Below are 23,455 nucleotides of genomic sequence, written 5' to 3' on the forward strand. Positions count from 1 at the left end.
TATGCTAGGTGCACTCGTTCGACGTTATTTTAGGGTGCTGAAAGACGTCAGCCGACGTGGTTTGGGTGTGCTGTTATTGGGCTTTTTATGCCCGCAGGTGTTTGCCGACTCGGTGGCTCTGCCGGTGAAGTTAACCAAGGCGCAAATCAGTGGCGATATTTTCGCCTCTTCACTGTCTGTGGCGACACAGGAAGCCTCCGAGTTGGGCCCTAACTCTGTGCAAAATGCCGAGGTTTTTCTCTCTTCCGATCGCAAGCTCGATGCCGGCATGTATCGCTCTGGCCCTGCAAAATTCACCATCAGTGAACCCTACGGTGTGGATGAGTTCATGTTCTTTCTCGAGGGCCATGTCACCTTAACCTCGGCCGATGGCTCAGTTGTTCGCGTCAATGCTGGTGAAGCCGTCACTATCCCCAAGCAGTGGACCGGGCTTTGGGAGTCTTCGGCTTACACAAAAATTTATGTGATCTACTCGCCGGATGCTCTATTGCCTGTTAAGGATATTGGCGCCGATGACTGATGACACTAAACCCAAGGGCGGTGTTGAAAAAACTAACACTGGCATGACACCTTTGCTCGGCCCTGAGGTGACGCGCCGTGATTTCTGTCAGGGTGCGCTCGTGGGGGTGGCAGGGTTATCGGCTAGCTTTTCGATCTCCGCCGCGCCAGGGCAAGACTATCCGCCGGTAAAAACCGGTATGCGCGGTGCGCATTTTGGCTCCTTTGAGGTTGCCCACGGTTTAGCGCGCGAGGGTAAAACATGGCTTAGCCCAAATAAATACACCGACGATGGCTACGACTTGGTTGTGGTGGGCGCGGGTATTAGCGGCTTGGCGTCGGCCTATTTCTACCAGCAGGCCATGGGGCAGACGGCAAAGATACTGCTACTGGATAATCACGACGATTTTGGCGGTCACGCCAAGCGCAATGAGTTCACTGTCGAGGGTAAAACGTTGATTGGTTATGGCGGTAGCCAGTCGATCGACTCGCCAGCCAGTTACAGCAAGAGTGCGAAACAATTACTGGGTGATCTCGGCGTGGATACGAAGCGCTTTTATCATCTGTTCGATCGCGATTATTTTCGCCGGCGTAAATTAACGAAAGGTTTGTTCTTGACCGAGCGTTTTTTTGGTGAGCGTTGCTTTTTAGCGCAAGACTTTGTCTATCACTGGGAAGCTGATCAGGCTAAGGCTACCGAGGCCGCTATCGCCGAGCTGCCCTTTACTGTGCAGGAGCGCGCCAGTGTTGCGCGTTTACTGCATTCAGAGGCGGATTTTCTGGCGCCGATGAAGGTCGATGAAAAATTAACCTACCTGACAAAGACTAGTTATTCGACTTATTTAACTGAAAAGCTACGAATCCCAGCCAAGGTCTTGGCCTTAGTTGAGGAGCGCTTGGACGGCTGGTGGGGGTTGGGTACAGATGCCCTTTCGGCCATGGAAGCCTATCGCAATGATCTGCCTGGTTTTACTGGCTTAGGTCTACCTGTGCCCGAGGTGGAGCACGGCGATGAACCTTACATCTTTCATTTCCCCGATGGCAACGCGAGCATTGCTCGGTTGCTAGTGCGCAAATTAATTCCGTCTGTTGCCGAGGGTGACAGTATGGATGACGTTGTCACTGCAGCGTTTGACTACGCGCAACTCGACGTTAAAAGCCACCCAGTTAAATTGCGCTTAAACAGTACCGTGGTGCGTGCTGAGAATGTTGGCGATGGCGCGGATGTCACTTATGTGCAGGCTGGTTTGGCTCACAAAGTGAATGCGAAAGCCGTCGTCATGGCATGCTATAACGCAATGATTCCCCACGTGTGTCCGGGCTTGCCTCAGCTGCAAAAAAATGCCCTGGCCGAGCAGGTGAAGGTGCCCATGGCCTACGTCAATGTGGCGCTAAAAAATTGGCGCGCCTTGGCAAAGGCGGGCGTGCACGAGGTGAATTGCCCGCGTAGTTTTTTTACCTGGGTAAGCATGGATTTTCCGGTGTCGATGGGCGGTTATGACTACCCCAAATCTGAGCGTGAACCGGTGTTATTGCACATGCCTTTTTACCCCAAAACGCTGGGCCAAGGGTTGAATGCCAAACAGCAGTATCGCTTAGGGCGCTACCGTTTGTTGGGCTTGAGCTTTGCGGATTTTGAGCGCGAGGTCGTCAATCAGCTCACTGAAATTTTTGCCCCCTTCGGTTTCGATGCCAAGCGGGATATTAGCGCCATAACGGTTAATCGTTGGCCGCACGGCTACGCCTATGAATACGTGGATTTATTTGATCCAGTTTATGAACCGGGTGCGGCGCCTCATGAAGTAGCGCGTCGGCCATTTGGGCGCCTACATATTGGCAACTCTGACTCTGAAGCCTTTGCCTATGTCGATGGTGCTATCGATGCTGCAAGGCGCGTGATCGATGAAATACTCGTTTAGTTAGGTGGGTTGCTTTCGTTGCGTGGCGTTATAGTCGTTTGTTTACTTTGAGTAGTTGCTCGAAGTCTTGTGCGCAAATGGCCGGACTTCTTAGAAAGCCTTGATAGAAATCGCAGTCGGCTTCCCGTAGGAATTTTAGTTGCTGCTCGGTTTCCACTCCCTCAGCTAGAACTTTTAATCTGAGCGAGTGGGCCATGGCGATTATGGCCTGCGTAATAGCGGCATCATCGGCATCTTCTGGTAGATCGGAAATAAAGCTGCGGTCTATTTTAAGTGTGTCGAGCGGGAAGCGTTTTAAATAGGATAGGGAAGAATAGCCAGTGCCAAAATCGTCGATGGCAATACGCACGCCGCGGGCTCTTAAAGCGTTAAAAATTTTAATTGCGTCAAACTCTCTGTCCATTAAGGTGCTTTCGGTAATTTCCAATTCCAAGTGCTGCGCGGGAAAGCCAGTTTTTGCTGTGGCAGAGGCAACGCTTTGTTCGATATCACCGTGTAAAAATTGATAGGGCGATAGGTTAACGGCCAGCGTGAAATCGCGCAGCCCTTGGGAGAACCATAGAGCGCATTGTTGGCAGGCGCTGTTTAAGACCCAAGTGCCAATGGCGGAAATGAGGCCTGTGGCCTCGGCGACGTGAATAAAATGAATAGGGGGTATTAGGCCTTTACTCGGGTGTGCCCAGCGAACCAAAGCCTCGGCGCCAATGATGATGTTGCTGTTGGTCTCAAATTGCGGTTGATAGTAGACAAGTAGTTCGTTTTTGTTGATGGCATGGCGTAGCTCGGCTTCAACCTCAAGGCGGGCGCGCACAATTTTAGTCAACTCCTGATTGAAAAACTTATAGCGCGCGCGGCCTTCAGCTTTGGCGCTGTACAGAGAGGTGTCGGCCTGTTGCAGCAGTTCTTCCGCGCTATCGCCGTGGCTTGGGTAGAGACTAATGCCGACACTGGCCGAAATGCGTACTTCGATTTCATTGGCTAGGCGCCATGGCTTACTCAGCATTTGGATGATGTCTTCGGCGACCCGCGCGGCCGCATCGGGCGAGGCGATATTGTCGAGCACCAGGGTAAATTCATCGCCGCCGAGGCGGCACAGGCAGTCTTGCTCTCTAAAGCGCTTGCTGAGTTTGTCTGTAACGAGTTTCAATAATTGGTCGCCGGCGGCGTGGCCAAAACTGTCGTTGACGTATTTAAAGTGATCTAGGTCGAACATCAGTAGTGCAAGCATGGTCTTGTTTCGCTTGGCGATATCCATGCTGTGTTTGAGACGAATAAACAACTGGGTTCTATTGGGTAGGCCGGTGAGGGCATCGTGATGGGCTAGGTGCGCGAGGGCGGCCTCGTTTTGTTTTATTTTACTAATGTCGGAAAATATCGCCAGATAGCGATCTTCAGATTCTTGTTGGTGATGGATGCGATTGATGGTTATCCATTCTGGGTAGGCGTCGCCACTTTTGCGTCGATTCCAAATTTCTCCTTGCCAGCTGCCGGTGCTTTCTAAAGACTCCCATACCTCGGTATAGAATGCTTTCGTGTGCTTGTTAGCGCTTAGTATGCGCGCATTTTTGCCCACTATTTCAGCCTCGCTGTAGCCGGTGATGGCGCTAAAAGCGGGGTTGGTTGCGAGTATGTTGCCATCGAGATCGGTAATCATAACGCCATTGAAGGTTTTCTGATAAATGGCGTCAGACTGTAAAATTTTTTGTTCCAGCTTTTTGTTTTTAGTGGTCTCGGTAAAATAGATGGTGAGGCCATCTTCTGACGGATAAACACGGTTTTCGAACCAGCGCCCCCAGGGTTGGTAGTAGTGCTCAAAATAAACGGCTTGCTGGGTGTCTATGGCTTTATGGTAGGCCGCGTGAAAAGGATCGCCGGGCACTGGGGGGAATTCGTCCCAAATGTTTCTGCCGAGGAGATTTTTGTTATAGCCAAAACTACGAAATAGTTCCGCCGCTTTTTTGTTTACATAGGTGTAGCGCCAGTTGTTATCCAGTGCGACAAAGCAGTCCGTTACACGATTGAAGATAGATTCGAGCAGCCGGTTAGTGCTGTTTTTTTCATTGAGTAGAAGTTGGGTTTGCTCGAGCAGTTGTTGAACTTGAGTTTGGGCTAATTTTTGCTCGGTAAGGTCTTCGAGGCAGGCGGCTCTAAAGATAACCTTTCCTTGATTGTCTTTGAAGGCGGTTACGTGGGTTTTGCAGTCAAAGCTAGTGCCATTTTTGCGTAAGTGTTTTGCTTCGTAGCTAAAACTGCCTTCTTTGTGGGCGCGCGCTGCGAGAGCTGGCAGCTGTTTACGTGCTTCGATCGAAAAAATATCGGCTAAATTTAAGCTGCTCATTTCCGCACGGGTGTAACCATGCATCGTGGCGAAGGCGAGGTTGCTATAGATGAGCTGGTGGCTCTCTGGGTCGGCAATGGCCATGCTCCAGCCCGCGTTTTGGAACAATGTCTCGTATTTCCTGAGCTCTTGGGTTGCCTTTTCGGCGGCGACGCTGGCCTCGCTCGCGCTGATGATGCCGGAGGCGTCGATGCTGATGTCGCTAAGTGTTTGCTTGGTATTGGTGTCAAATAGCGTTGATTGATGCCAAATTAGAAACAAAATTCCAAACACTTTAGTGTCGTTAAGTAAAGGCAGGATCGCTGCACTCTGCCATTGGTTTTTGGTTAGAAGAGAGCGCCAAAAGCTGTCAGTGCTTTGGCTGCTTAGGTCTTGGTAGAACGTAGTGTCGCGGGTGTTAATAAAGGCCGGTGACAGCGCTAGTCCGGCGAAAGAGACGGTTTGTAGTAGCGCCTGCAGCTTGTTGGATTCTTCTGCATCGGAGGCATGGGCAACGGTCGACACTATCTGCCATTTGTCTGGGTCGAGTGCACCAAGCCAGGCGCCGTGTATGCCACCAATTTGCACCGCGTCCCGGGTGATTTGTTCGAATAGTTGAGCGGTCGACTTGTAGCGAAGTATGGCCTTGTGAAAGTTACACAGTTTAATCTGATAGTTCGCACGGGTAGGGGTGGCGCTAGCCATTTGATTTGCCTGTGAGTGGTTGTCGTAAACTTTACCTACGCTTAGGCTTCAAGTGTAGTTCAAGCTGTCAACTGTCAACTGTCAACTGTCAAGTGGGCTTTGTACGGCGCTAAATAAGATAGTTTTTCCGCGTGGGGTCTTCGGTAACTGTTTGTTGTTTCGGCGCGGGCTTGGGCTATCGGCTTTGTGGGTGAATGCGTAAACTGTTGGCCTTGGCTGGAGGTGTTATGTCGCATCACGATGGTATTTTGACAATTAACTTACATGCAATTGCGCGCAACTGGTTGGCGCTCAACCGAAAGGTGGGTGATGCGCAGTGTGCAGCCGTGGTGAAAGCCAATGCCTATGGCTTAGGCATGGTTCCTGTTGCGCGTTGTTTGGCACAGGTTGGCTGTACCACCTTCTTTGTGGCCACGGTGGATGAGGCGATTGAGCTGCGTGAAGGTTTGGGCGAAGCACCAGACATTGTTGTTTTAGGTGGTGTGCGCCCCGGTCGAGAGCCTGCCTTGGTGGCGAATGGTATTTGGCCGAGTTTATTTTCCGTCGAAGCCATTGCGCGCTGGCAAAGGGCGACCACGGCGGCCGATCGGTCGGCCCCCTGTGTGGTGAAGGTGAATACCGGCATGACCCGGCTCGGGCTGGAGCTAAGTGAACTCGCTACCTATGTAGCCTCGCCGCTAGCGCAGCAATTAGATGTGCGTCATTTTATGAGTCACTTGGCCTGTGCCGACGAGCCTGCGCACCCGCTCAATCACGAGCAGCTGGCTCAATACCAGACGGGCGCCGCCTTGGCTGCCGCCGTTTGGCCGCAGGCGTTGCTTAGCTTCGCTAACTCTTCCGGCATTTTTCTTGGTCCCCAATGGCATCAGCAGCTCGTGAGGCCAGGCGCTGCGCTTTATGGTGTGAATCCTACGCCGGGCCAGCCTAATCCCATGGAGCCCGTGGTGTCTCTGCGCTTGCCGGTGATTCAGTACCGCCGCCTGACATCGCCGGCGGCTGTGGGCTATAGCGCCACAGCGACGTGTCAGCCAGGGCAGCGGCTGGCGGTGGTGTTGGGTGGCTATGCCGATGGCTTGCAGCGGCAGTTAAGTAGTCGTGGTGAGGGCGTGTTTGCTGGGTGTCGTGTTCCCTTGGTGGGTCGGGTATCGATGGATGCCACTATTTTTGATGTTAGCGAGGTGCCAGAACAAGAGCTACCGCCGATTGGTGAAGCTTATATAGAAGTGCTTAATCGAGAACTCACTGTTAACCTCGTCGCCTCGCACATGAACACGATTGGCTATGAAGTGTTAACCAGCTTAGGTAGTCGCTATCAGCGAGAGTACGTGGAGTTGGGAGGCTTGCCCTCGTGAGTATGCTGTCTGATCAAAGCTTATTGATTTTATTGCGCACATTGGCCGACGGTGAATTTCACTCCGGCGAAGAATTGGGTTTGCTTTTAGGGGTGTCGCGCACGGCCGTTTGGAAGCAGTTGCAAAAGCTCGACGGCTTGGGGCTGGTGGCTGAGTCGGTGAAGGGGCGAGGTTATCGGTTGGCGCGAGCGTTAGACTTGTTGGATGTTGATGTTATTAACGCGAGCCTCGGGCCTGAGTTGCAGCAGAGTCTACACATTACGAGTTTTTTACAGACGGACTCCACCAGCGTTCGCGCCATGGAAGCCGCGGCCGATGCCGCCCATGGGCGGGCATTCATTGCCGAGCAGCAGACGGCCGGCCGCGGCCGGCGCGGTCGAGCTTGGGTTAGCCCCTTTGGGGCGAACATTTATCTATCGCTGGTGTGGAGTTTTCAGGGCGGAGCGGCGGCATTGAGCGGCTTGAGTTTGGCTGTGGGTGTTGCCTGTGCTCGGGTGCTGCGGACCAGTGGTGCGGATCAGGTTGCGCTCAAATGGCCCAATGACTTGTTGGTTGACGGCAAGAAGTTGGGTGGCATTTTGTTGGAGATGACCGGCGACCCAGCCGGTGAGTGCCAAGTGGTCATTGGTATTGGTATTAATGTGGCTATGCCGTCAGAGCAAGCCGAGAGTATTGATCAGGCCTGGGTCGATTTGCGCGGCCTAGGCGTCACTCTGTCGCGCAATGCGCTGGTAGCCAAGTTGCTGGCAGAGTTAGTTGCAGTGCTTGAGCACTTTGCGCTGGAGGGCTTCGCAGGATTTAAGGCCGAGTGGCTGGCGCTCGATGCATTCGCGAACCAAATTGTCACCCTCAGCAGTGCGGCGAGGGCTGTGAGCGGCCTTGCCCAAGGGGTTGATGATAGCGGTGCCCTAATTGTCTCCGTGGATGGTGAGCGGCGTCTGTTTCATGGCGGCGAAGTAAGCTTGCGAGCGTCGGTGTCATGATTTTGGAGTTGGACTGTGGCAACAGTCGAATCAAATGGCGGTTGGTGAGTGCTCGCTTACTGGTTGAGCACTCGGGCAATTTGTCATGGCTTGAGTTTCAGGCGGGCGCCCTGCCAGAAGTTTTTGCCCAAGTGAGTGTTGCGCGTGTGCGTATCAGTTCAGTGGCGGCAGCCGAAACAACTGAAGGCTTGGTTGCGGTGCTAAGGGCGCTATTTGCTGTGGAGCCTGAAGTTGTTCGCGTTGTCAGTCCTTGCGCCGGTATCCGGTGCGCCTATGATGACCCGCTTCGCTTGGGGGTGGACAGATGGCTGGCAGTGCTGGCGGCGGCGGTTGAGTTCCCTGAGCGCGATTTAGTCGTGGTTGATGCTGGCAGCGCCATAACTGTTGACCTGGTCTCACCAGGGCTGCACAGAGGTGGTTTTATCGGCCCTGGTTTGCATATGATGCGCGATGCCCTGTTTGCCGGCACGGCTAAGGTCAAAGTGCCAGATTTGGGGCGTGATTTGCCGAGTGCAGTGGCGAGCAATACCGCCGCGGCTGTATCAGGTGCTTTGCGTATGATGCATTTGGGTCTGGTCGAGCAATGCCGACAGCGGTTTAGCGAAAAAGCCGTCATTGTGCTCACGGGTGGCGATGCGGAGTGTTTGCTTGCCGAGCTGCCGGGGTCGGTTTGGCGCCCAGCGTTGGTGTTGGATGGCTTGCGGTTAGCCTTGCCCTAGTGGGGCGTGCTGTGCCCGAGAGGGCCGCCGGATTTATTGAACGTTAATGGAGTGGAAGGCTAAGACATGCGGTTAGTTTTTATTGGGTTGTTGGTTATTAATGTGCTGGTCTTAGGTTGGCATTTCTTGCAGGCCAAGGAGGAGCCGAAAGCGACGGTGCGCGCCATCCCGAAAACCGCCGAAAAGGCGCGGCCGTTGACGTTGCTGAATGAAGTGGACGAGGATGCAAGAACCCTTCTGGTGCGGGAAGTCAGCGCTAAAGATGATCAGAGCGCTGGACCCATATGCACCTTGGTGGGACCGTATGTCGATTCCGACAAGGGCGCCATTGTACGCGAGCGCTTGAGGTCGCTAGGGGTTGAATCCAATTTGCAGTCGCTAGAAATTTCTGCGGGCGAATCTTACTGGGTGTACTTGCCGCCAGAGCCTTCTCAGGAAGGGGCTTTACGAAAGCTGCACGAGTTACAGGCGAAGAAAATTGACAGCTATGTCATACCTAAGGGTGACCTAGCCAATGGTATAAGTTTTGGGGTCTTCACTCAGAAGCCTCTGGCGGAGCAGCGAATGGCCGACATGCGTCGCCAAGGCTATCAAGCCGAACTTAAATCTATCCCCCGCACACAAAAGGAATTGTGGCTGCTTTTGGGTCCAGGGCAGGCGACTCGCGTGGCACTTTCCGTATGGGCTGAACTGGTTCCGAAGGAAAGTGGCCAAGAGATTCGTCAAAATTTATGTTCAGCTGTTGCGTCTGCGGACAAGTTTCACTAGAATCGCGCCTCCACATTACAGGCAGGCCTGAAAAGGTGTGTTTGATAGGTGGTTTTAGCTGGTGTAGCTCAGTTGGTAGAGCATCTGACTTGTAATCAGGCGGTCGAGGGTTCAACTCCTTTCACCAGCTCCATTTTCTACAAGCTAAGTGCTGTAAGCCTGTGAATTTACTCACAAAAGTGGTTGACAAGCGCTTGCTTGAGCCGGAGAATTGCCGGCTCTTTTGGCAGGGGTTCCCGAGTGGCCAAAGGGATCAGACTGTAAATCTGACGCGAAAGCTTCGATGGTTCGAATCCATCCCCCTGCACCATTATTGATTTAAGCCTTGCCGTAAGGTGAGGTTGCTGTAAGCAGCTTGAGGGGTATTTCAAGTTGTGTGATTTTCGGATTGCTGTTGCAAAGTCTGTCGGTTAGGCGGGCATAGTTTAATGGTAGAACCTCAGCCTTCCAAGCTGATGATGCGGGTTCGATTCCCGCTGCCCGCTCCAGTTTTTGGCTGGGTTCCGAAAATGCGTAGTGTTTACGCTCTTGTAGCTCAGCTGGTAGAGCACACCCTTGGTAAGGGTGAGGTCTCCGGTTCAATTCCGGACAAGAGCTCCAGTTTCCGCAAAGGCAGGTCTTTTGCGGAGTTTTGTTTTGTTTGAAGAAACGATTTATCGCCCCTGTATATAGGAGACGTTAGCAATGGCTAAGGCTAAGTTTGAACGTAACAAGCCCCACGTAAACGTGGGCACCATTGGTCACGTTGACCATGGTAAAACTACCCTGACAGCAGCTCTGACTCGCGTATGTGCGGAAGTATGGGGCAGCGGTGCAGCGGTTGCATTTGATGGTATCGACTCGGCGCCAGAAGAGCGCGAGCGCGGTATCACCATTTCTGCAGCGCACGTGGAATATGATTCACCAATCCGTCACTACGCACACGTAGATTGCCCAGGTCACGCCGATTATGTGAAGAACATGATCACCGGTGCTGCGCAGATGGACGGCGCTATTCTGGTATGTTCTGCCGCTGATGGCCCAATGCCACAGACGCGCGAGCACATCCTGTTGTCACGTCAGGTAGGTGTACCTTACATCGTTGTGTTCCTGAACAAAGCCGACATGGTTGACGACGCCGAGCTATTAGAGCTGGTTGAAATGGAAGTTCGCGAGCTGTTGAGCCAGTACGAATTCCCAGGCGACGATACCCCAATCATCATCGGTTCTGCGCTAATGGCGTTGAACGGTACCGATGAAAACGAAATGGGTACCACCGCTGTTAAGAAGTTGGTTGAGACGTTGGACTCTTACATTCCTGAGCCTGAGCGTGCAATCGACGGTGCTTTCTTGATGCCAATCGAAGACGTGTTCTCTATCTCTGGTCGCGGTACTGTTGTGACTGGTCGTATCGAGCGCGGTATCGTTAAAGTGGGCGAAGAAATCGAGATCGTTGGTCTTCGCGATACCACCAAAACTACCTGTACTGGTGTTGAAATGTTCCGCAAGCTGCTTGACGAAGGTCGCGCTGGTGAGAACGTAGGTGTTCTGTTGCGCGGTACTAAGCGCGACGACGTTGAGCGTGGTCAGGTGTTGTCTAAGCCAGGCGCGATCAAGCCGCACACCAAGTTCCAGTCAGAAGTGTACGTATTGTCGAAAGACGAAGGTGGTCGTCACACGCCATTCTTCAAAGGCTACCGTCCACAGTTCTACTTCCGTACTACCGACGTAACTGGTGCTTGTGAGCTGCCAGAAGGCGTTGAGATGGTAATGCCAGGTGATAACGTGCAAATGGAAGTCACCTTGATTCACCCAATCGCGATGGAAGACGGCTTGCGCTTCGCCATCCGTGAAGGTGGTCGTACCGTTGGTGCGGGTGTTGTTGCTAAGATCATCGAGTAATCGTTGATTGTTGCGCGGAGGCCGGGGCCTTGGTTCCGGCTTTCGTGTAAAAAGAAGTTTGTTTAGGCCAGTAGTTCAATTGGTAGAGCACCGGTCTCCAAAACCGGGTGTTGGGGGTTCGAGTCCCTCCTGGCCTGCCATTTAATAAGAGTAGTTAAGGGTAAGTTCCCTGATGAACGCTAAAGTAGAAGCTCCAGCCTTTCGGTTTGACGCAATTAAGTGGTTGCTTGTTGTTGCCATTGTTGCTGCCGGTGTCGTGGCAAATTCGCAATTTGCGGATGTGGCATTGCTTTACCGTGTGTTGGGTATGGTGGCTGCAGGTTTAGTTGCCGTATTTATCGCTGTCAATACTGCCAAAGGTGCGGCTTTCTGGGGTTTGATGAAAGAAGCCCAGGTGGAAGTTCGCAAAGTGGTTTGGCCTACTCGCGAAGAGACTAACCAGACAACGCTGATCGTTTTGGCGGTGGTGTTGGTAATGGCTTTAATTCTCTGGTTGATCGACACCGTGCTGGGTTGGTTAGCGTCACTGATTATCGGCTGATAAAAAAGGGTGAGCAATGGCTAAGCGCTGGTATGTAGTACACGCCTATTCTGGGTTTGAAAAGAAAGTTGCCGCTTCATTAAAAGAGCGCATTGAGCTGCACAGCATGCAGGACAATTTTGGCGACGTGCTGGTTCCCACTGAAGAAGTGGTTGAGATGCGCGGCGGTCAAAAGCGTAAGAGTGAGCGCAAATTCTTCCCCGGTTACGTGTTGGTGCAAATGGAGTTGAATGATGACTCTTGGCACTTGGTTAAAGAAACTCCTCGAGTGATGGGGTTTATTGGTGGCAAGGCTGATAAGCCTGCACCCATTACGGAAAAAGAAGCGCAGGCTATATTGCAGCGTGTCGATGACTCCGCTGACAAGCCAAAACCAAAAACCATATTCGAGCCAGGTGAGATGGTTCGTGTGTGTGATGGTCCTTTCAACGACTTTAATGGTGTTGTTGAAGAGGTGAATTACGAAAAGAGCCGTTTGCGTGTGGCCGTATTGATTTTCGGTCGTTCGACGCCGGTTGAGCTTGAGTTTGGTCAGGTAGAAAAGGCCTAAAACTCGCAATTTTATTGCCTTCCTGTGTGTTTTCGCACAGGAAGGTTTTCGTGTCTCTGAGTTTTGCAAATTTTTTTGCGGCTTTAGAGGCTGGGGAGCCAGTGACGAAAGTTTCGCCAAAAACTTTTCGAGGCGCTAAAACCCAACTATGGGAGTAAATCATGGCTAAGAAAATTAATGCTTACATCAAGCTGCAAGTTGCAGCTGGCAAAGCTAACCCATCGCCACCAGTAGGTCCGGCGCTTGGTCAGCACGGCGTCAACATCATGGAGTTCTGTAAAGCGTTTAACGCCCAGACTCAAGAAATGGAAGCGGGTGCGCCAGTGCCTGTTGTGATCAGCGTATACAGCGATCGCTCTTTCACTTTCACCATGAAAACGCCACCAGCGTCTTACTTGTTGAAAAAAGCGGCGGGTTTGAAGAGCGGTTCACCGCGTCCAAACACGCAAAAAGTTGGCACGGTTACCCGCGCGCAACTTGAACAAATTGTTAACACCAAGCGTCCGGACCTTACCGCTGCTGATATGGATGCCGCTCTGCGCACTATCGCCGGTTCTGCCCGCTCCATGGGTCTAGATGTGGAGGGTTTGTAAGATGGCTAAATTGAGCAAGCGTCAGCGCGCGATTCGTGAAAAAGTTGATTTCACCAAAACTTACGGCATCGCTGATGCAGTAGCGTTGTTGAAAGACGTTTCATCAGTAAAATTTCCAGAGTCAGTGGAAGTTGCCATTAATTTAGGTATCGATCCACGTAAATCAGATCAGTCTGTGCGTGGGGCCACTACGTTGCCACACGGTACCGGTAAGTCCGTGCGCGTTGCCGTGTTCACCCAGGGTGCAAACGCCGAAGCTGCTAAAGCGGCTGGTGCAGAGTTTGTTGGTATGGATGAGCTGGCTGCTGAAATTAAAGGCGGCATGATGGATTTCGACGTAGTCATCGCCGATCCAGCGGCTATGCGCGTTGTTGGTCAGTTAGGTCAGGTTTTAGGCCCACGTGGTTTGATGCCTAACCCCAAGACTGGCACCGTCACACCAGACGTTGTAACCGCTATTAAAAATGCCAAAGCTGGTCAGGTGCGTTTCCGTGCTGAGAAAGGCGGTATTGTGCATGGCGGTATCGGCAAGTTGGCGTTCGACGCCAATGCACTGAAGGAAAACTTAGAAGCCTTGATCAACGACCTTAAGCGTCTGAAGCCAGCGTCTTCTAAAGGTGTTTACCTGAAGCGCATTTCCCTGAGCACCACTATGGGCCCAGGTTTGATTATTGATCAATCAACTTTAGACGTTTAAGTCTTAAGTTAAACAGAACTTTGGGGGCCGGCGTTGCCGGTCTGTCAAAGACCGTAGGTAAGCAAATTTCGATTTGCTTTCAATAGCGTCAAAAGGCGAAAGCTTGGCGGCAAAACCTACGCAGATGGTGGCCCAATTCAGTATTTGCTGGATTTGAAACACCGAAAAACGCAACGTTAGTCTATAAGTAGTGGCTATTTGTTGTTTTGTTAATGATTAGCTTTGCTAATCAAATCCAGGAGAAGATCGTGGCACTAGGACTTGAAGACAAAAAAGCGATTGTCGCTGAAGTCCAGGAAGCTGCTAAAAGCGCTCTCTCTGCTGTTGTTGCCGATGCACGCGGTGTAACCGTGTCTAGCATGACAGCACTGCGTAAAGAAGCTCGTGATAATGGCGTATGGCTTAAAGTCGTGCGTAATACACTTGCTCGCCGCGCAGTAGAGGGAACTGACTTTGCGTGTCTTAACGACGCGTTAGTAGGTCCATCTTTGATTGCATTCTCTACCGAGCACCCAGGTGCCGGCGCGCGAATTCTTAGCGAATTTGCCAAGAGCAATCCAAAGCTGGAGCTGAAGTCAGCATCTTTCGAAGGTGGATTGGTTGATATCGCTCTGTTGGCAAGCTTGCCGACATACGATGAAGCCATCGCCAAGTTGATGAGCGTAATGAAAGAAGCAGCTGCTGGTAAATTGGTTCGCACTATTGCGGCTATCCGTGACCAGAAAGAGCAAGCGGCAGCTTAATCCGTCGGATTATCTGTTCGTAAATTTATTTCGAGCGCAAGCTCACATAATGTAGGAATTGAGTCATGTCTCTGACTAAAGACGATATCATCAATGCAGTTGCCGCAATGTCTGTTACCGACGTTGTTGAACTGATCACTGCTATGGAAGAGAAGTTCGGCGTTTCTGCTGCTGCAGCTGTTGCTGTTGCTGGCGGTGCTGGCGCTGCTGCTGAAGAAGAAAAGACCGAGTTCGACGTTGTTCTGACTGCCGCTGGCGACAAGAAAGTTAACGTGATCAAGGCTGTTCGTGGCATTACCGGTCTTGGCCTGAAAGAAGCCAAAGACTTGGTAGACGGCGCGCCAAAAACTCTGAAAGAAGGCGTGTCTAAGGCTGAAGCCGAAGCTGCTAAGAAAGAGTTAGAAGAAGCTGGTGCTTCTGTAGAGTTGAAGTAATTCAGGTCTACTGTGAAAAGGGTCAGTAGTTAATACTGGCTTGGGCTGGCGGGGCGAAAATCCCGCCGGCCTTTTTCCGTTTGCGGTCGACGGTAATGACCGAAGCGTGATATTCGAGGTGGAAGCTTCTTATAGTTCATGCGCACAGCAAGACGCTGATGAAACCGTAGCAATGAAGTGCTTTACAAAGTGCTTCTAGGCTCAGAGATTCCAAAAGCCCAATTCGTGAACAAGCTGGGGAATACTGATGGCTTACTCATATACTGAGAAAAAACGTATCCGCAAGGACTTCGGCAAACTGCCGAGTGTAATGGATGTACCTTACCTCCTGGCGATTCAGTTGGACTCCTACAGAAAGTTTACCCAGGCAGATGCTTCTGCCGATGCGCGCACAGATTTCGGTCTGCATGCTGCATTTAAGTCGGTATTCCCTATTGTGAGTTATTCCGGGAACGCAGCCCTGGAATATGTCAGCTATGCCTTAGGCAAAGCGGCATTTGACGTGAATGAATGTATTTTGCGCGGCGTGACTTACGCAGCTCCTTTGCGCGTAAAAGTTCGATTGATCATTTACGATAAAGAATCTGCGAATAAATCCATTAAGGATATTAAAGAACAAGAAGTCTACATGGGTGAAATTCCACTCATGACGGACAACGGTACCTTTGTTATCAATGGTACTGAGCGAGTGATCGTATCTCAGTTGCATCGTTCGCCTGGCGTTTTCTTCGATCACGACAAGGGCAAGACTCACTCATCGGGTAAATTGCTATTTACCGCGCGCGTGATTCCTTACCGTGGTTCGTGGTTGGATTTTGAATTCGATCCGAAAGATCTGGTTTTCGTCCGTATTGACCGTCGTCGCAAGCTGCCTGCTACTATTTTGTTGCGCGCGCTTGGCTTTACCTCAGAGCAAATGCTCGACATGTTCTTCGACACCAGCAAGTTTGCTATCAATAAAGATGGTGAGTTTGTGTTGGAGCTGGTGCCTTCCCGCCTACGTGGCGATGTGGCAACCTTCGACATCAAAGACAAGAAAGGTAAAGTCTTGATCGAAGAGGGGCGTCGTATTACTGCACGTCATATTCGCGATCTTGAGAAAGCAGGTATCACAGACCTAGTTGTACCTAACAGCTATCTCGTTGGCAAGGCTTTGGCAAAAGATATCGTCGACGAAAAGACCGGCGAATTGTTGCTTGAGTGTAATACTGAAATTACTGATGAAGTTTTGGAAACATTGCGCGAAGCCAATGTTAACGAAATTGAAACCCTGTACACCAATGACATCGACTGCGGTCCTTTTGTTTCCGACACGCTGCGTGTAGACCCTACTCGCTCGCCGCTGGAAGCATTGGTAGAAATCTATCGCATGATGCGCCCTGGTGAGCCACCAACAAAAGAATCTGCAGAAACACTGTTCCAGAATCTATTCTTCAGCCAAGAGCGTTACGATCTTTCTGCGGTAGGCCGCATGAAGTTCAACCGTCGCTTGAGCCGCGAAGATGAAACTGGCGAAGGCGTATTGTCAAACGACGATATCGTCGATGTTATGCGCACCTTAATTGCGATCCGTAACGGCCAAGGCGTTGTCGATGATATCGATCACCTGGGTAACCGTCGCGTTCGCTCTGTAGGTGAAATGGCAGAGAACCAGTTCCGTGTTGGTTTGGTTCGGGTTGAGCGCGCTGTTAAAGAGCGTTTGTCCATGGCAGAAAGCGAAGGTTTGATGCCGCAAGATTTGATCAACGCGAAACCAGTAGCCGCCGCAGTGAAGGAGTTCTTCGGTTCTTCTCAGCTGTCCCAGTTCATGGATCAAAACAACCCACTGTCCGAAGTGACGCACAAGCGTCGTGTATCAGCCTTAGGCCCAGGCGGTCTAACGCGCGAGCGCGCAGGTTTCGAAGTGCGCGACGTACATCCGACTCACTACGGTCGCGTATGTCCCATCGAAACACCGGAAGGTCCGAACATTGGTTTGATCAATTCATTGGCGACTTATGCCCGCACTAACGATTACGGTTTCCTAGAGAGCCCTTATCGCAAAGTGAAAGATGGCCAAGTCACCGATGAGATTGAATACTTGTCTGCGATCAATGAGGCTGAGCAAGTTATTGCACAGGCGTCGGCGGTGGTTGATAAAAATGGCAAGCTAACTGAAGAGTTGGTTTCTGTTCGTTATTCAAACGAATTCACCTTGAAAGCTCCTGGTGATGTGACCTACATGGACGTGAGTCCGCGTCAGGTTGTATCTGTTGCAGCGTCGTTGATTCCATTCCTGGAGCACGATGATGCCAACCGTGCATTGATGGGATCGAACATGCAGCGTCAGGCTGTACCAACATTGAAAGCTGAGAAGCCTTTAGTGGGTACCGGTATGGAGCGTCACGTTGCGGTCGACTCTGGTGTCTGTGTGGTTGCTAAGCGTGGCGGTGTTGTCGACCGTGTAGATGCCTCGCGTATCGTCATTAAAGTGAACGATGGTGAAGTGGATACCGGTGATGCTGGTGTTGATATTTATAATCTCACCAAGTACACCCGCTCAAACCAAAATACCTGTATTAATCAGCGCGCCATTGTAAAAACTGGTGATGTGATTGCCCGTGGTGACGTGTTGGCTGACGGTCCTTCTGTGGACATGGGCGAGCTGGCCTTGGGTCAAAACATGCGCATCGCGTTCATGCCTTGGAATGGCTACAACTTCGAAGATTCCATCTTGGTTTCTGAGCGTGTTGTGCAAGAAGATCGTTTCACCACGATTCACATTCAAGAGCTGACCTGTATCGCGCGCGATACTAAATTGGGTAGTGAAGAGATCACGGCAGATATTCCAAACGTCGGCGAAAGTGCGCTGGCGAAACTGGATGAATCCGGCATTGTTTACATCGGTGCCGAAGTGGGTGCTGGCGACATTCTGGTTGGTAAGGTAACACCTAAAGGTGAAACTCAGCTGACGCCAGAAGAAAAGCTGCTGCGCGCCATTTTCGGTGAGAAAGCATCGGACGTGAAAGATACGTCTCTGCGTGTTGGTACCGGTACCCGCGGTACTGTTATCGACGTGCAGGTGTTTACTCGCGACGGTATCGAGAAAGATCAGCGCTCTAGAGAGATCGAAAAGTCTCAGCTAGATAAAGTGCGTAAGGATTTGAATGAAGAATACCGCATCATGGAAAATGCAACCTTCGAGCGTCTGCGTGCAGCGCTAGTGGGTCAAAAAGTTTCCTCAGGTAAAAATGTTAAGAAGGGCGAAGTGCTCACCGATGACATTTTGAATGAGTTGCCCTATGAGCAGTGGTACAAGCTGCGCATGGCAGAAGATGCATTGAACGAGCAGTTGGATGCCGCTGAAGCAGGCTTGATTGAACGTCGCAAAATTCTTGACGAGCGTTTCGAAGATAAGAAGCGTAAGTTGGAAACTGGCGATGATTTGTCTCCCGGCGTGTTGAAGATTGTTAAGGTCTACTTAGCGATTAAGCGTCGTATCCAGCCTGGCGATAAGATGGCTGGTCGTCACGGTAACAAAGGTGTTATCTCCGTCATCATGCCGGTAGAAGATATGCCTTATGACGAGTTTGGTCAGCCGGTTGATATCGTGCTTAACCCGCTTGGCGTACCTTCGCGTATGAACGTGGGTCAGGTGCTGGAAATGCACTTGGGTATGGCTGCAAAAGGCTTAGGCGACAAGATCAACGTGATGCTCGAAGAGCAGCGTAAGATTGCCGATGTGCGTAAGTTCTTGGATGAGGTGTACAACAAAACCGGTGATGCATTGGCGAAAGCTGATCTCACTAAGTTCACCGACGAAGAAGTGCTTGAGCTTGCGGGCAACCTGCGCAACGGCGTGCCTATGGCAACGCCAGTGTTTGATGGCGCTAAGGAAACTGAAATTAAAGCGCTGCTGCGTTTGGCAGATCTTTCTGACACAGGTCAGGTTCAGTTGTATGACGGTCGCTCCGGTGACCCATTCCAGCGTCACACGACCGTTGGTTACATGTACATGCTCAAGTTGAACCACTTGGTTGACGACAAAATGCACGCGCGTTCTACCGGTTCTTACAGCTTGGTTACTCAGCAGCCGCTGGGTGGTAAAGCGCAGTTCGGTGGTCAGCGTTTCGGTGAGATGGAGGTGTGGGCGTTGGAGGCATACGGTGCCGCTTACACCCTGCAAGAAATGCTCACTGTTAAGTCTGATGACGTGAATGGCCGTACGAAGATGTATAAAAACATCGTAGATGGTGATCACAGAATGGAACCTGGCATGCCCGAATCTTTCAACGTGTTGGTGAAAGAAATTCGGTCACTGGGTATTAACATGGAATTGGAACACGATTCTTAATCCATTGTTTGCATGACATCGAAGGGCGGGAGCGTTGCTCCCGCTGGCACACCCGGAGCTATTTAAGCCCATTGGAGGAAGCGCCTTGAAAGACTTACTTAATCTGCTGAAGTCCCAGGGACAGGTTGAAGAATTTGACGCGATTCGTATTGGTTTGGCATCGCCAGACATGATTCGCTCTTGGTCATTTGGCGAAGTTAAAAAGCCAGAGACAATCAACTACCGCACGTTCAAACCTGAGCGTGAAGGTTTATTCTGCGCCAAAATTTTTGGCCCAGTAAAAGACTACGAATGTTTGTGCGGCAAGTACAAGCGCATGAAACATCGCGGCATCATTTGCGAAAAATGTGGCGTCGAAGTGACCTTGGCCAAAGTGCGTCGCGAGCGCATGGGCCACATTGAGCTAGCGTCGCCCGTTGCTCATATTTGGTTTTTGAAATCCCTGCCAAGCCGTATTGGCTTGTTGCTGGATATGACCCTGCGCGACATCGAGCGGGTGTTGTATTTTGAATCTTACGTTGTAACTGACCCAGGCATGACCACGCTAGAGCTGGGTCAACTGCTGAACGATGAGCAGTACTTCGAAGCCATGGAAGAATTTGGCGACGAATTCGAAGCCAGCATGGGTGCAGAGGCTATTCAGAAGCTGATGGCGGATATTCATCTCGAGCAAGAGATTCAATTCTTGCGCGAAGAAATTCCAAACACCAATTCTGAAACCAAAATTAAAAAGTACTCCAAGCGCTTGAAGTTGCTTGAAGCTTTCTTCGGCTCGGGCAACAAGCCTGAGTGGATGGTGTTGGAAGCGCTGCCAGTGTTGCCGCCGGATTTGCGTCCTTTGGTACCGCTAGACGGCGGCCGCTTTGCGACCTCTGATCTAAACGATTTGTATCGCCGCGTGATCAACCGCAACAACCGCTTGAAGCGTTTGTTGGATTTGTCTGCGCCAGACATCATCGTGCGCAACGAAAAGCGCATGTTGCAGGAAGCTGTGGATGCGTTGCTGGATAACGGCCGTCGCGGTCGTGCCATCACCGGTTCAAACAAGCGTCCTTTGAAGTCACTGGCTGACATGATCAAAGGTAAGCAAGGTCGTTTCCGTCAAAACTTGCTGGGTAAGCGGGTAGATTACTCCGGTCGTTCTGTGATCGTGGTAGGTCCAACCCTGCGCTTACATCAGTGTGGTTTGCCGAAGAAAATGGCGTTGGAATTATTTAAACCGTTTATTTTCAGCAAGCTGGAATTAAAAGGCTTGGCGACCACTATCAAAGCTGCAAAGAAGATGGTCGAGCGCGAAGAGCCAGTGGTTTGGGACATTCTCGACGATGTCATTCGCGAACATCCGGTGTTGTTAAACCGTGCGCCAACGCTTCACCGTCTGGGTATTCAGGCGTTCGAGCCTGTGTTGATTGAGGGTAAGGCGATCCAGTTGCACCCACTCGTTTGTGCGGCATACAACGCCGACTTCGACGGTGACCAGATGGCTGTTCACGTGCCGCTGACGATTGAAGCTCAGTTGGAAGCGCGTGCCTTGATGATGTCGACCAACAACATCCTGTCACCAGCCAACGGTGAGCCAATCATCGTGCCTTCGCAGGACGTTGTATTGGGTCTCTATTGGATGACCCGCGAGCGTATTAATGCCAAGGGCGAAGGCATGGCTTTCGCTGACGTTAAAGAAGTTAACCGCGCCTACCACGGTAAAGTTGCCGAGCTGCAAGCGAAGATTAAAGTTCGCGTCAATCAAGTGACTTTCGGCGAGCAGGGCGAGCGTATCGAAGTATCAAAAGTTGTTGATACTACGGTTGGTCGCGTGCTGCTGTGGGAAATTGCGCCAGAGGGTATTCCCTTTGACATGGTTAACAAGAACATGGTGAAAAAGGCAATCTCTGCCTTGATTAACTACTGCTACCGTCAAGTTGGCTTGAAATCGACCGTCATTTTTGCCGATCAGTTGATGTACATGGGTTACGAGTACTCAACTAAATCTGGTTCGTCTATCGGTGTGAATGACTTTGCCATTCCCGATGCGAAGGCCAAGATTGTTGAGCGTGCCGAAAACGACGTGAAAGAAATTGAAAGCCAGTTTGCTGCCGGTTTGGTTACCCAGGGCGAGAAGTACAACAAGGTGATCGATATCTGGTCGCGCGCTAACGATCTCGTGGCTAAGTCCATGATGGAAGGTATCAGTAAAGAAGCTGTGACCAACCGCGATGGCAAAGAAGAAATGCAAGACAGCTTCAACTCCGTGTACATGTACGCCGACTCAGGAGCGCGTGGTTCGCCAGCGCAGATTCGTCAGCTAGCCGGTATGCGTGGTTTGATGGCGCGTCCAGATGGCTCGATTATCGAAACGCCTATTACCGCAAACTTCCGCGAAGGTTTGAACGTACTTCAGTACTTCATCTCTACGCACGGTGCGCGTAAAGGTTTGGCTGATACCGCCTTGAAGACGGCAAACTCTGGTTACTTGACCCGTCGTTTGGTTGACGTGGCGCAAGACGTTGTTGTGACCGAAGTAGATTGTGGCACTGACGAAGGTTTGACCATGTCGCCAGTGATCGAAGGTGGCGACATCATCGACTCCTTGGGTGATCGTATTCTTGGTCGCGTTATTGCGCGCGATGTGGTCCGCTCTGATTCAGATGAAATTCTGATTCCGGCCGGCACTATCATCGACGAAGAGTGGGTTAAGCGCGTTGAGAAAATGGGTATTGACGAGGTTTGTGTGCGCTCGCCAATTACCTGTGAAACGCGCCAAGGCATTTGCGCTCAGTGTTATGGTCGCGATCTGGCCCGTGGCCATCGCGCCAACATGGGCGAATCTATCGGTGTTATCGCTGCTCAGTCAATCGGTGAGCCCGGTACTCAGTTGACCATGCGTACCTTCCACATCGGTGGTGCGGCATCTCGAGCGTCTGCTGCAGACAGCGTTAGCGTCAAGCAGGAAGGTACTATTCGCCTGCACAACATTAAAGTTGTTAGCCGTCCAGATGGCCACTTGGTTGCGGTTTCCCGTTCCGGTGAGCTGGCGGTTGCCGACGGCAATGGTCGCGAGCGCGAGCGCTACAAGATTCCTTACGGCGCCTTGATTACCGTTAAAGAGGGCGAGACCGTCGACGGTGGCCAAATCGTAGCTAAGTGGGATCCGCACGTTCATCCCATCGTGACCGAAGTGGCCGGTCAGGTAGCCTTCTCAGGTATGGAAGAAGGTTTATCTGTGCGTCGTCAAACGGACGAGTTGACGGGTCTGTCGTCGATCGAAATTATAGATCCGGCTGAACGTCCCGCTGCTGGTAAGGATTTGAAGCCAGCGATCACCTTGATCGACGAAAAAGGCGACGAGCTTTACTTGCCGAATACCAACGTGCCTGCGCACTATGCGTTGCCACCTAAGTCAATTTTGTCGATCAGTAATGGCGATAAGATTGTGGTTGGTGACATTCTTGCGCGTATTCCGCAGGAAGGTTCGAAGACTCGCGATATTACCGGTGGTTTGCCGCGCGTTGCCGACTTGTTCGAAGCGCGTAAGCCGAAAGAGCCGTCAATCTTGGCGGAAATCTCCGGTACCGTTAGCTTCGGTAAGGAAACCAAAGGTAAGCGCCGCTTGGTGATTACCCCGAGCGATGGTCAGCCATTGCCAGACGGTTCAACCCATTACGAGGTGCTGATTCCTAAGCACCGTCAATTGACGGTGTTCGAAGGTGAGCAGGTAGCGCGTGGTGAAGTTGTGTCGGACGGTCCAAGCAATCCACACGATATTTTGCGCCTCAAAGGTGTTGAAGCCTTGGCTCGTTACATTACTAACGAAATCCAAGACGTTTACCGCCTACAGGGTGTAAAGATCAACGATAAGCACATCGAAACCATTTGCCGTCAAATGCTGCGCAAGGTTGAGATCACCACCATGGGTGACTCTAGCTTCGTGAAGGGCGAGCAGGCTGAGTTCCATAAAGTGCTGGAAGAGAACGAGCGTCTGCGCGCCGAAGGTAAGCAGCCTGCTACCTACGAGCGTCAGTTGCTTGGTATTACCAAGGCGTCCTTGGCGACCGAATCTTTCATCTCCGCGGCTTCCTTCCAGGAAACCACGCGCGTATTGACCGAGGCTGCCGTAACCGGCAAGCGCGATGATCTGCGCGGCTTGAAAGAGAACGTGGTTGTGGGCCGCTTGATTCCAGCGGGTACCGGTTTGGCCTACCACAACGAGCGTCGTCGCGTGCGTGACAAGGCGCCAAATGAGGGTGGTGTGAGTGCTGCGGAAGTAGAAGCAGCCTTGACCGAAGCGTTGAAATCCAGCGCAAGCTGAGTTTTAGGCTAAAAAACACGTGAGATGGGTGCAGCCAGGGCAACTTGGCTGTTTTTTCATCTTGACTGGGGTGGGGGGCGTCCTTACAATGCGCCTCCCACTTTTTCTGAGTGGGG

General features: G+C 51.5%; 16 protein-coding genes and 5 tRNA genes. 20 read left to right on the plus strand and 1 reads right to left on the minus strand.

Features of this window, described 5'->3' with window-relative positions:
- Position 1 precedes the first annotated feature (1 nt).
- Complete coding sequence (locus ACGHTT_RS02300) at positions 2–520, plus strand: cupin domain-containing protein (protein ID WP_390593275.1); 519 nt, start codon at positions 2–4, stop codon at positions 518–520.
- Positions 513–2,417 carry an NAD(P)-binding protein gene (locus tag ACGHTT_RS02305; protein ID WP_390593278.1) on the plus strand — a complete coding sequence of 635 codons (1,905 nt, stop codon included), beginning with the start codon at positions 513–515 and terminating at the stop codon, positions 2,415–2,417. Before ACGHTT_RS02300 ends, ACGHTT_RS02305 begins: the two co-directional genes overlap by 8 nt.
- A 28-nt stretch (positions 2,418–2,445) precedes the next feature.
- On the opposite strand, the gene ACGHTT_RS02310 is transcribed toward ACGHTT_RS02305, so the two are convergent.
- Complete coding sequence (locus ACGHTT_RS02310) at positions 2,446–5,439, minus strand: EAL domain-containing protein (RefSeq protein ID WP_390593280.1); 2,994 nt, start codon at positions 5,437–5,439, stop codon at positions 2,446–2,448.
- 227 nt (positions 5,440–5,666) lie between these two features.
- On the opposite strand from ACGHTT_RS02310, the gene alr reads away from it, so the two are divergent.
- From alr to rpoC, 18 genes are all read left to right on the plus strand, one after another.
- Positions 5,667–6,791 carry an alanine racemase gene (alr, locus tag ACGHTT_RS02315; protein ID WP_390593282.1) on the plus strand — a complete coding sequence of 375 codons (1,125 nt, stop codon included), beginning with the start codon at positions 5,667–5,669 and terminating at the stop codon, positions 6,789–6,791.
- Between the two features lie 2 nt (positions 6,792–6,793).
- Positions 6,794–7,774 (plus strand): bifunctional biotin--[acetyl-CoA-carboxylase] ligase/biotin operon repressor BirA, encoded by a 981-nt coding sequence (gene birA, locus ACGHTT_RS02320; RefSeq protein ID WP_390594971.1) that lies wholly within the window; start codon positions 6,794–6,796, stop codon positions 7,772–7,774.
- Positions 7,771–8,493, plus strand: a complete 723-nt coding sequence (locus tag ACGHTT_RS02325; RefSeq protein ID WP_390593283.1) for a type III pantothenate kinase — start codon at positions 7,771–7,773, stop codon at positions 8,491–8,493. The genes birA and ACGHTT_RS02325 overlap by 4 nt, the downstream gene beginning before the upstream one ends.
- A 66-nt stretch (positions 8,494–8,559) precedes the next feature.
- Positions 8,560–9,261, plus strand: a complete 702-nt coding sequence (locus ACGHTT_RS02330) for a hypothetical protein (protein WP_390593286.1) — start codon at positions 8,560–8,562, stop codon at positions 9,259–9,261.
- Positions 9,262–9,318: 57 nt separating this feature from the next.
- Positions 9,319–9,394 (plus strand) — tRNA-Thr (locus ACGHTT_RS02335).
- 93 nt (positions 9,395–9,487) lie between these two features.
- Positions 9,488–9,571: transfer RNA gene (locus ACGHTT_RS02340), tRNA-Tyr, on the plus strand.
- Positions 9,572–9,675: 104 nt separating this feature from the next.
- Positions 9,676–9,749, plus strand: a tRNA-Gly gene (locus ACGHTT_RS02345).
- 36 nt (positions 9,750–9,785) lie between these two features.
- A tRNA-Thr gene (locus ACGHTT_RS02350) sits at positions 9,786–9,861 on the plus strand.
- Between the two features lie 84 nt (positions 9,862–9,945).
- Positions 9,946–11,142 carry an elongation factor Tu gene (gene tuf, locus ACGHTT_RS02355; RefSeq protein ID WP_390593289.1) on the plus strand — a complete coding sequence of 399 codons (1,197 nt, stop codon included), beginning with the start codon at positions 9,946–9,948 and terminating at the stop codon, positions 11,140–11,142.
- A 64-nt stretch (positions 11,143–11,206) separates the two neighbouring features.
- Positions 11,207–11,282: transfer RNA gene (locus ACGHTT_RS02360), tRNA-Trp, on the plus strand.
- A gap of 32 nt (positions 11,283–11,314) precedes the next feature.
- Positions 11,315–11,683 (plus strand): preprotein translocase subunit SecE, encoded by a 369-nt coding sequence (gene secE, locus ACGHTT_RS02365; protein WP_290260718.1) that lies wholly within the window; start codon positions 11,315–11,317, stop codon positions 11,681–11,683.
- 16 nt (positions 11,684–11,699) lie between these two features.
- The gene (gene nusG / locus ACGHTT_RS02370) at positions 11,700–12,233 is read left to right on the plus strand and encodes a transcription termination/antitermination protein NusG (RefSeq protein ID WP_390593290.1); all 534 of its coding nucleotides are present in this window, start codon (positions 11,700–11,702) and stop codon (positions 12,231–12,233) included.
- Positions 12,234–12,394: 161 nt separating this feature from the next.
- On the plus strand, positions 12,395–12,826 hold the full coding sequence (rplK, locus tag ACGHTT_RS02375; RefSeq protein WP_290260720.1) for a 50S ribosomal protein L11: 432 nt from the start codon (positions 12,395–12,397) through the stop codon (positions 12,824–12,826).
- Position 12,827: 1 nt separating this feature from the next.
- Complete coding sequence (rplA, locus tag ACGHTT_RS02380) at positions 12,828–13,523, plus strand: 50S ribosomal protein L1 (protein WP_390593291.1); 696 nt, start codon at positions 12,828–12,830, stop codon at positions 13,521–13,523.
- 248 nt (positions 13,524–13,771) lie between these two features.
- Positions 13,772–14,266, plus strand: coding sequence for a 50S ribosomal protein L10 (gene rplJ, locus ACGHTT_RS02385; protein WP_290263481.1), 495 nt, complete (start codon positions 13,772–13,774; stop codon positions 14,264–14,266).
- A gap of 65 nt (positions 14,267–14,331) precedes the next feature.
- Positions 14,332–14,700: a 50S ribosomal protein L7/L12 gene (gene rplL, locus ACGHTT_RS02390; RefSeq protein WP_290260722.1), complete on the plus strand. Its 369-nt coding sequence runs from the start codon at positions 14,332–14,334 to the stop codon at positions 14,698–14,700.
- 247 nt (positions 14,701–14,947) lie between these two features.
- A complete protein-coding gene (rpoB, locus tag ACGHTT_RS02395) occupies positions 14,948–19,033 on the plus strand; it encodes a DNA-directed RNA polymerase subunit beta (RefSeq protein ID WP_390593292.1) in 4,086 nt (1,361 codons plus the stop codon).
- An 85-nt stretch (positions 19,034–19,118) separates the two neighbouring features.
- A complete protein-coding gene (gene rpoC, locus ACGHTT_RS02400; protein WP_390593293.1) occupies positions 19,119–23,339 on the plus strand; it encodes a DNA-directed RNA polymerase subunit beta' in 4,221 nt (1,406 codons plus the stop codon).
- The last annotated feature ends 116 nt before the right edge of the window (positions 23,340–23,455 follow it).

Origin of the sequence: Simiduia litorea, from assembly GCF_042853465.1 — a bacterium.
Taxonomy (GTDB): Bacteria; Pseudomonadota; Gammaproteobacteria; order Pseudomonadales; family Cellvibrionaceae; genus Simiduia; species Simiduia litorea.